This window comes from Microbacterium sp. (genome assembly GCF_039812165.1).
GTDB lineage: Bacteria > Actinomycetota > Actinomycetes > Actinomycetales > Microbacteriaceae > Microbacterium.
Genome location: NZ_JBDIAB010000149.1, coordinates 1 through 7,550 on the forward strand (window position 1 = coordinate 1; position 7,550 = coordinate 7,550).

Here is a 7,550-nt window from a genome sequence, read left to right on the forward strand (position 1 = left end):
CCCGTCCGCCGCCGAGCCCGGCGAGCCGCGCCTGCTCGGCGGCTAGACCCTCGGCAGCTAGGGCCGGCTGGACGGCGGGTCAGGATGCCGTCACGAGCGCGACCGCGAAGGCGGCGACGCCCTCCCCGGCGCCCGTGAAGCCGAGCCCGTCGGTCGTGGTCGCCGACACCGACACCGGGGCGCCGCCCAGGGCCGCCGACAGCACGGCTTCGGCCTCGGCCCGGCGCGCGGCGAAGCGCGGCCGGTTCGCCTGCACCTGCACCGACACGTTGCCCACGCGCCAGCCCGCCTCGCCGAGGAGCTCGGCGGTGCGCCGCAGGAAGGCGTCGGCGTGCGCACCGGCGAACTCGGGCCGGTCGACGCCGAAGTGCGTGCCGATGTCGCCGAGGCCCGCCGCCGCCAGCAGGGCGTCGACGATCGCATGAGCGACGGCATCGCCGTCGGAGTGGCCGTGCAGCGCCGGCTCGCCCGGCCATTCCAGCCCGGCCAGCCACAGCGTGCCGTCGCCGCCGAACGCGTGCACGTCGGTTCCCACGCCCACGCGCGGGGGCACCGGCGGGGTGTCCAGGGGCGCGGCGACCGGGCGGATCGGCGCCACCGTCGCACGCGCGCGCTCGAGGTCGGCGGGCGTCGTGATCTTGAACGAGCGCGCGTCGCCGGCGACCGTGAACACCTCGTGGCCCGCGGCCTGGACGAGCGCCGCGTCGTCGGTGTACTCGCGATCGGCGACCCGGTAGGCGGTCTCGAGGATGTCGCGGCGGAAGCCCTGCGGCGTCTGCGCCGCGGCCAGCTCGTCGCGATCCACGCCGGTCACCACGGTGCGGCTGCGCACGCGCTTGATCGTGTCGACGACCGGCAGCACCGGCAGCACGGCGTCCTCCCCGCCCGCGATCGCCGCGACCACGCGCTCGAACACCTCGGGCGGTGTGAGCGCGCGAGCCGCGTCGTGCACGAGCACGATCTCGACGTCGGGCCACACCGCGTTCAGCCCCGCGGCGACCGAGTCCTGGCGCGAGACGCCGCCGGCGACGACCGTGACGAGGTCACGGCGTCCGCCGGCCGCCTCGAGCGCGTCGGTGAGCGCGTCGCCCTCGCGCCCGGCGGGCGCGACGACGACGACCTGGGCGAGGGGACCCGCGAACACCCCGCGCAGCGCGTGGCGCAGGATCGTGTGCGCGTCCAGGCCCACGAGCGCCTTCGGTCCCCCGCCGCCCAGGCGAGTGCCGGAGCCGGCCGCGACGACGATGACGGCCACGCGGGGCACGGGGACGATGGTCATGTCCTCGACCTTAACGATGCCGACGGGGACGCGCTCGCGTCCGAGCACCGGCATCCATCGCGGGATGCCGCGCGATCAGCCGCCGCTCGACGAGCGACGGAGCCGGATCAGGAGGCGAGCACCTCGTCGAGGACGCCCGAGGCGTGCTCCTCGTCGGCCTTCAGGGCGAGGGCGATCTCGGAGACGAGGATCTGACGTGCCTTCGCGAGCATACGCTTCTCGCCGGCCGACAGACCGCGGTCCTGATCGCGGCGCCACAGGTCGCGCACGACCTCGCTGACCTTGATGACGTCGCCCGAGGCGAGCTTCTCGAGGTTGGCCTTGTAGCGGCGCGACCAGTTCGTGGGCTCTTCGGTGAACTCGGCGCGCAGCACGTCGAACACGCGCTCGAGGCCCTCCTTGCCGATCACGTCGCGCACGCCGACCAGGTCGACGTTGTCCGCGGGAACCTCGATGATCAGATCGCCCTGAGTGACGTTCAGTTTCAGGTACTTCTTGGTCTCGCCCTTGATGACCCTATTCTTGACCTCGATGATCGTTGCGGCCCCGTGGTGGGGGTAGACGACGGTCTCGCCAACCTCAAAAAGCATGGAGTTATGTCCTTTCGGCGAGTTCCAGGATACCACAGCGGGCATACGCTAAGGTTCGCCCGGCCACCCCGGCATGAGGACGGCGCGGCGCACGACACGGGCCCGGAGCCCCGCGGAAGAGCTCCTCGAAGAGCACCCCGAACCCCCTAGAATGCAAGGAACGCCGTCTGCCTCTGGAGGATCCGTGAAATCGCGCCTCATCGCCTCGTTCGCCGTGGGTGTCGCCGTCGCTCTGGGTGCGACCGGCTGCAACATGATCGCGCCGCAGGCCACGACCATCCCCTACTCACCGTCCGACGGAGTCAGCGTCCCGGCATCCGGACCTCTGAAGGTCCGCAACGCCCTCATCGTCGCCGACGAGAACGGCCAGAACGGCAACCTCCTCGCCGCGATCGTCAACGACACCGACGACGAGCACACGCTCAACATCGCCTTCAACGGCAAGACCAAGACGATCAGCGTCGACGCGCGCAGCATCGTGAGCCTCGGCACCGAGGGCGAGCGCCCGCTGCTGCTGTCGGGCCTCGACTCCAAGCCCGGCACCGACCTGCCGGTGACCTTCCAGTCCGGCGACGGGACCCCGGTCGAGTTCGCCGTGCCCGTGGTCGACGGCGCCCTCTCGTACTACGCGGAGTTCGTGCCCGGCAGCCGCAACTGACCGGCCTCGCCGGTCTGACGGGTCGAGCCGACGGCGCTCAGCCGTCGAAGCGGTAGCCGAGCCCGCGCACCGTGCGCAGCAGGACCGGTTGCGCCGGATCCTTCTCGATGCGCGAGCGGATGCGCTTGATGTGCACGTCGAGCGTCTTCGTGTCGCCGAAGTAGTCGCTCCCCCACACGCGGTCGATGAGCTGCCCGCGCGTGAGCACGCGCCCCGCGTTGCGCACGAGCACCTCGAGCAGCTCGAACTCCTTCAGCGGCATCGCGATCTCGCGCCCGTCGACCGTCACGGCGTGCCGGTCGAGGTCGACCGACACGGGACCGGCGGTCACGATGCGCTCCTCGAGCCCCGGCGCCGGGGCGACCTCGGTGCGCCGCAGCACCGCGCGCATGCGGGCGAGGAGCTCGCGGGCGGAGTAGGGCTTGGCCAGGTAGTCGTCCGCACCCAGCTCGAGGCCCACGACGATGTCGACCTCGGAGTCCTTCGCCGTCAGCATGACGATCGGCACGCGCGACGTCGTGCGGATGATGCGGCACACCTCGGTGCCCGGGATGCCGGGGAGCATCAGGTCGAGCAGCACGATGTCGGCGCCGCGCGTCGCGAACGCCTCGAGGCCGGCGGGACCGTCGGCGGCGATCTCGACGTCGAACCCCTCGCGGCGGAGCAGATAGGCCAGCGGCTCGGCGAGATCCGCCTCGTCCTCGACGATCAGCACGCGCGTCATGACGATCCCTCCCGTGGCCGCCCCCGACGGGCCGCCTTCTTCTTCGACTTCTTCTTGGCCGACCGGTCGGCCCCGTCCGCGGTGGCGGGCAGGCGCAGCGTGAACGTCGAGCCGCGCCCCGGCCGCGACCACAGCTGCACCTCGCCGCCGTGCCGCTGCACGGCGTGCTTGACGATCGACAGCCCCAGGCCGGTGCCGCCGGTGCGGCGGCTGCGCGCCTCGTCGGACCGGTAGAAGCGCTCGAACACGCGCTGCTGCTCCGACTCCGGGATGCCGGGGCCGTGATCGGTCACCGCGATCTCGACGATGCCGTCGGCGAACCGCACGCCGACGCCGACCTGGGCGCCCCGGGGCGAGTGCGCGATCGCGTTGGCCACGAGGTTGCCCACCGCCTCGCCGAGCACCTGCTCGTCGCCGCGGACGACGACGCCGCGCTGACCACCCCGCGCGATCGTGACGCCGGCCGCCTCGGCCGCGACGGCGTGCGCGGCGATCGCGTCGGCCACCACGGCATCCACCGGCACGTCGCGCACCTCGGTGAGGTCGACCGCGGACTGCAGCCGTGAGAGGTTCAGCACGCGCGAGACGAGCAGGCTGAGCCGGGATGCCTCGGCCTGCAGCCGCGCGGCGAAGTTCCGCACCTGGTCGGGATCGTCGGCCGCGGCCGAGATCGCCTCGGCCAGCAGGGTCACCGCGCCCACGGGCGTCTTCAGCTCGTGGCTCGTGTTGGCGACGAAGTCGCGCCGCATCTCCTCCACACGCTCGCGCTCGGTGATGTCGCGCACGACCAGCAGCGTGAGCCGTGAGCCGATCGCACTGGCGCGCGCCATCACGACGCGCGGCTCGACCAGCACGCCGCCGCGCTGCACGCGCATGAGCTCGGCCTCGGGGTGGGCTGCGGCCCGCGCGGCGCGCACGAGCGCGCGCAGTTCCGACCCCGGCAGCGTGGCCCCGACCGTCATGCCGTACGGCTCGGCGGGAGCGGAGGCGGCGACGACGGCGAGCGACGAGTCGACGACGACCGCGGCGTCGTCCATGCCGGCGAGCACCTCGCGCACGCCCTCCGGCACGTCTGCCGAGGCGACCGTGCGAGCGCGGTCCCGCACGCGCAGGGCGATCACGACGAGACCCACGACGCCGCCGCCGACCACGGCCCCGACGGCGAGCGCGAGCAACGCCACCTGGGTCGAGTCCATGGCACCAGGGTAGATCGGTCGCAGGGCGTTCTCGTGCCGGACGCCGGGAGCACCGGCATCCCGCGTCGAGAGTTCACTGCTGCGGCACCCTTCGTTAACCTTCGGGGGTGACAATCGCCGCGTCACCGGGCCGCACCGTGCCCGCGGAAGAGAGGGTGGCGTGATGCGCCAAGTGTTCCACCAGTCGCTGGAGGACGTCCAAGCACGCCTCGTGGAGATCTCCGAGCTGGTCACCATCGCCGTGGAGAAGGCCACGCGCGCGTTCGGCACGAGCGACGTCTCGCTGGCCGAGGAGGTCATCGAGGAGGACGCGATCATCGACCTCAAGGCGGTCGCTCTGGACGAGCTCGCGATCGAGATCCTCGCCCGGCAGCAGCCCGTCGCGCGCGATCTCCGCATCGTCGTGAGCGCGCTGCGCATCAGCGCGTCGCTCGAGCGCATGGGCGACATCGCCGAGCACATCGCGCAGCTGACGCGCATGCGCTTCCCCGAGCGCGCGATCCCGAAGGGCCTCAAGAGCACCTTCACGCGCATGGGCGAGATCGACATCGAGGTCGCCCGGCAGCTGACCGAGCTGCTGCGCACGGAGGACCTCACGCTCGTCGAGAGCCTGCGCGCCCACGAGGAGCGCCTCGACGACCTGCACCTGTCGGTGTTCGAGAAGGTCCTCGGCGACAACTGGCGCGGGCACGCCGCCGCGACCGTCGACGCGACGCTCGCGAGCCGCTACCTCGAGCGCTTCTCCGACCACGCCGTGTCGGTCGCCAAGAAGGTCGCCTACCTCGCGACGGGCGACTGGACCACCGACACCGACGCGATCACGATCCCGTCGGCCGGCTGACGCCCGGCATCCGCCGCGAGACCTCCCGTCTGCGACGCCAGGGCATCTGGAACGTCGCAGACGGGAGGTCTCGCGTGCGTGCGGGGGTCCTGCGCGGCGATGCCCGGGCGGGCATGACGAGAGCCGGCCGGTCCTGACGGACCGACCGGCTCTTCGGTGTCGTGCGCCCTACTTCTTGCCCTGCGCGGCGACCGCGGCGGCGCCGGCGGCGGCGGCCTCGGGGTCGAGGTACTCCCCCGGGCCGAGGGGCTTGAGGTCCTCGTCGAGGCGGTACACGAGCGGGATGCCGGTGGGGATGTTCAGCTCGGCGATGTCGGCGTCGCTGATGCCGTCGAGGTGCTTGACGAGGCCGCGCAGCGAGTTGCCGTGCGCGGTCACGAGGACCGTCTTGCCCGCGCGCAGGTCGGGGACGATCTCCTCCTCCCAGTACGGCAGCAGGCGGTCGATGACGAGCTTCAGCGACTCGGTGCGCGGGACGTCGCCGTCGATGCCGGCGTAGCGCGGGTCGTTCGCCTGGCTGAACTCGCTGTCGTCGGCCAGGTCCGGCGGCGGCACGTCGAACGAGCGGCGCCACAGCATGAACTGGTCGGGGCCGAACTCGGCGAGGGTCTGCGCCTTGTCCTTGCCCTGCAGGGCGCCGTAGTGGCGCTCGTTGAGCCGCCACGAGCGCTTCACCGGGATCCACAGCCGGTCGGCGCTGTCGAGGGCGAGGTTCGCGGTCTGGATCGCACGGCTGAGCAGCGACGTGTGCAGGATGTCCGGGAGGATGCCGGTGGAGGCCATCAGCTCCCCGCCGCGCGTGGCCTCGGCCTTGCCGAGCTCGGACAGGCGAGCGTCCACCCAGCCGGTGAACAGGTTCAGCTCGTTCCACTCGCTCTGGCCGTGGCGGAGCAGGATCAACGTGTAGGGCGCAGTCATGGCGCCATCCTACTCATGGGCCTCACGCGCCCGCTGACATGATGGAGGCATGACGCGGGGGCCGGTCGGGCAGATCACGCGGGGCACGACGGGCACCAATCGGCTGCGTCGCGTGGACCGCTGGATCGCCCGACACGCGGCTCTGCGCGGGGCCTCGGATCCGCTCGTGGTCGACCTCGGCTACGGCGCGAGCGGCGTGACGGCCCTCGAGCTCGAGGCGCGGCTGCGGCGCGTGCGCGACGACGTCGAGGTGCTCGGCCTGGAGATCGATCCGGCGCGCGTGGAGCGCGCCCGCGCGCAGCTGGCCGCCGTACAGGCCGGCGCGACGCCGTTCGCCGCCGACGCGCGCGTGTCGTTCGCGCGCGGGGGCTTCGAGGTGCCCGCGCCGCGTCCTCCGGCCGTCGTCCGGGCCATGAACGTGCTGCGCCAGTACGACGAGGCCGACGTCGCGGGCGCGTGGGCGCGCATGGCCGCGCGGCTCGCGCCCGACGGCATCCTGGTCGAGGGCACGTGCGACGAGCTGGGCCGCGTCTGCACGTGGATCGAGGTGGGGCCGGATGCCGTCCCGCGCTCGTTGACGGTCTCGCTGCGGCTCGCGGGCCTCGACACGCCCGCGATCGCCGCCGAGCGCCTGCCGAAGGCCCTCATCCACCGGAACGTGCCCGGCGAGCGCGTGCACGCCTTCCTCGCCGCGCTCGAGGAGGAGTGGACGCGCGCGGTCGCGGCGTCGGCGTTCGGCCCGGTGCAGCGGTGGCGCACGGCGCTCGCGGCGATGGCGGCGGCCGGCTGGCCGGTCGCGGCGCGGGCGCGCTGGCGGCTGGGCGAGGTCACCGTGCCGTGGTCCGCCGTCGCCCCCGCGCCCTGACGGCGGCCGGTCAGCGGCGGCGGGACAGGCGCGGCATGCGCGGGACGGATGCCGTCCGACCCGCGTCCGGCGGCACGATCGTCTCCTGGGCGGCGGCGACCTCGCCCTCGTCGGTCGCGACCGTGAGGGCCGTGTCGACCGAGGCGGAGCGCTTGACGAGCGCGAGCGCGATCGGCCCCTCCTCGTGGTGCCGGGCGACCGCGGTGACGGCCCCGATCGGCTCGCCGTCCGCCGACACGACCGCGCCGGGCTCGGGCAGCAGCGCCTCGCTGCCGTCGAGCTGCAGCGCGACCAGGCGGCGCGGCGGATGGCCCAGGTTGTGCACCTTCGCGACGGTCTCCTGCCCGCGATAGCAGCCCTTGTCGAGGTGCACGGCGGTGCGGAGCCAGTCGACCTCGTGCGGCAGCGTGCGGCCGTCGGCCTCGGTCGCCGCGCGCGGGCGCCACGCCGCGACGCGCAGCGCCTCGGCGGCGAGCCGG

At 73.3% G+C, this 7,550-nt stretch carries 9 protein-coding genes; 3 read left to right on the forward strand and 6 right to left on the reverse strand.

Going from position 1 to position 7,550, the window contains the following annotated elements; genetic code table 11:
- Window positions 1-79: 79 nt before the first annotated feature.
- Together ispD and WML84_RS11165 are read right to left on the reverse strand one after the other, a co-directional pair.
- On the reverse strand, window positions 80-1,279 hold the full coding sequence (gene ispD / locus WML84_RS11160; RefSeq protein WP_347346220.1) for a 2-C-methyl-D-erythritol 4-phosphate cytidylyltransferase: 1,200 nt from the start codon (window positions 1,277-1,279) through the stop codon (window positions 80-82).
- Window positions 1,280-1,386: 107 nt separating this feature from the next.
- Window positions 1,387-1,869 (reverse strand): CarD family transcriptional regulator, encoded by a 483-nt coding sequence (locus WML84_RS11165; protein WP_347346221.1) that lies wholly within the window; start codon window positions 1,867-1,869, stop codon window positions 1,387-1,389.
- Between the two features lie 184 nt (window positions 1,870-2,053).
- On the opposite strand from WML84_RS11165, the gene WML84_RS11170 reads away from it, so the two are divergent.
- Entirely contained in the window at window positions 2,054-2,527 is a 474-nt protein-coding gene (locus WML84_RS11170; RefSeq protein ID WP_347346222.1) for a DNA modification methylase, read from the forward strand.
- Window positions 2,528-2,564: 37 nt separating this feature from the next.
- Here the strand turns inward: WML84_RS11170 and WML84_RS11175 are convergent, their stop codons facing one another.
- Together WML84_RS11175 and WML84_RS11180 are read right to left on the reverse strand one after the other, a co-directional pair.
- The gene (locus WML84_RS11175) at window positions 2,565-3,251 is read right to left on the reverse strand and encodes a response regulator transcription factor (protein WP_347346223.1); all 687 of its coding nucleotides are present in this window, start codon (window positions 3,249-3,251) and stop codon (window positions 2,565-2,567) included.
- On the reverse strand, window positions 3,248-4,447 hold the full coding sequence (locus WML84_RS11180) for an ATP-binding protein (RefSeq protein ID WP_347346224.1): 1,200 nt from the start codon (window positions 4,445-4,447) through the stop codon (window positions 3,248-3,250). The genes WML84_RS11175 and WML84_RS11180 overlap by 4 nt, the downstream gene beginning before the upstream one ends.
- 163 nt (window positions 4,448-4,610) lie before the next feature.
- Here WML84_RS11180 and phoU point away from each other — a divergent pair, with 163 nt between their 5' ends.
- Complete coding sequence (phoU, locus tag WML84_RS11185; RefSeq protein ID WP_347346225.1) at window positions 4,611-5,288, forward strand: phosphate signaling complex protein PhoU; 678 nt, start codon at window positions 4,611-4,613, stop codon at window positions 5,286-5,288.
- Window positions 5,289-5,456: 168 nt separating this feature from the next.
- On the opposite strand, the gene WML84_RS11190 is transcribed toward phoU, so the two are convergent.
- On the reverse strand, window positions 5,457-6,206 hold the full coding sequence (locus WML84_RS11190) for a phosphoglyceromutase (RefSeq protein WP_347346226.1): 750 nt from the start codon (window positions 6,204-6,206) through the stop codon (window positions 5,457-5,459).
- 49 nt (window positions 6,207-6,255) lie between these two features.
- Between WML84_RS11190 and WML84_RS11195 the strand changes: the two genes are divergently transcribed.
- A complete protein-coding gene (locus WML84_RS11195) occupies window positions 6,256-7,071 on the forward strand; it encodes a class I SAM-dependent methyltransferase (protein WP_347346227.1) in 816 nt (271 codons plus the stop codon).
- Between the two features lie 10 nt (window positions 7,072-7,081).
- Here WML84_RS11195 and WML84_RS11200 read toward each other — a convergent pair.
- Window positions 7,082-7,550, reverse strand: a 469-nt coding sequence (locus WML84_RS11200; RefSeq protein WP_347346228.1) for a glycine cleavage T C-terminal barrel domain-containing protein, incomplete at its 5' end; no start/stop codon positions are given.

Excerpts from the sequence above, each read along its gene's own strand:
- WML84_RS11165 (WP_347346221.1), bottom strand. The coding sequence starts at position 1,869 with ATGCTTTTTGAGGTTGGCGAGACCGTCGTCTACCCCCACCACGGGGCC.
- WML84_RS11195 (WP_347346227.1), top strand. The coding sequence starts at position 6,256 with ATGACGCGGGGGCCGGTCGGGCAGATCACGCGGGGCACGACGGGCACC.
- WML84_RS11175 (WP_347346223.1), bottom strand. The coding sequence starts at position 3,251 with ATGACGCGCGTGCTGATCGTCGAGGACGAGGCGGATCTCGCCGAGCCG.
- ispD (WP_347346220.1), bottom strand. The coding sequence starts at position 1,279 with ATGACCATCGTCCCCGTGCCCCGCGTGGCCGTCATCGTCGTCGCGGCC.
- phoU (WP_347346225.1), top strand. The coding sequence starts at position 4,611 with ATGCGCCAAGTGTTCCACCAGTCGCTGGAGGACGTCCAAGCACGCCTC.
- WML84_RS11190 (WP_347346226.1), bottom strand. The coding sequence starts at position 6,206 with ATGACTGCGCCCTACACGTTGATCCTGCTCCGCCACGGCCAGAGCGAG.
- WML84_RS11180 (WP_347346224.1), bottom strand. The coding sequence starts at position 4,447 with ATGGACTCGACCCAGGTGGCGTTGCTCGCGCTCGCCGTCGGGGCCGTG.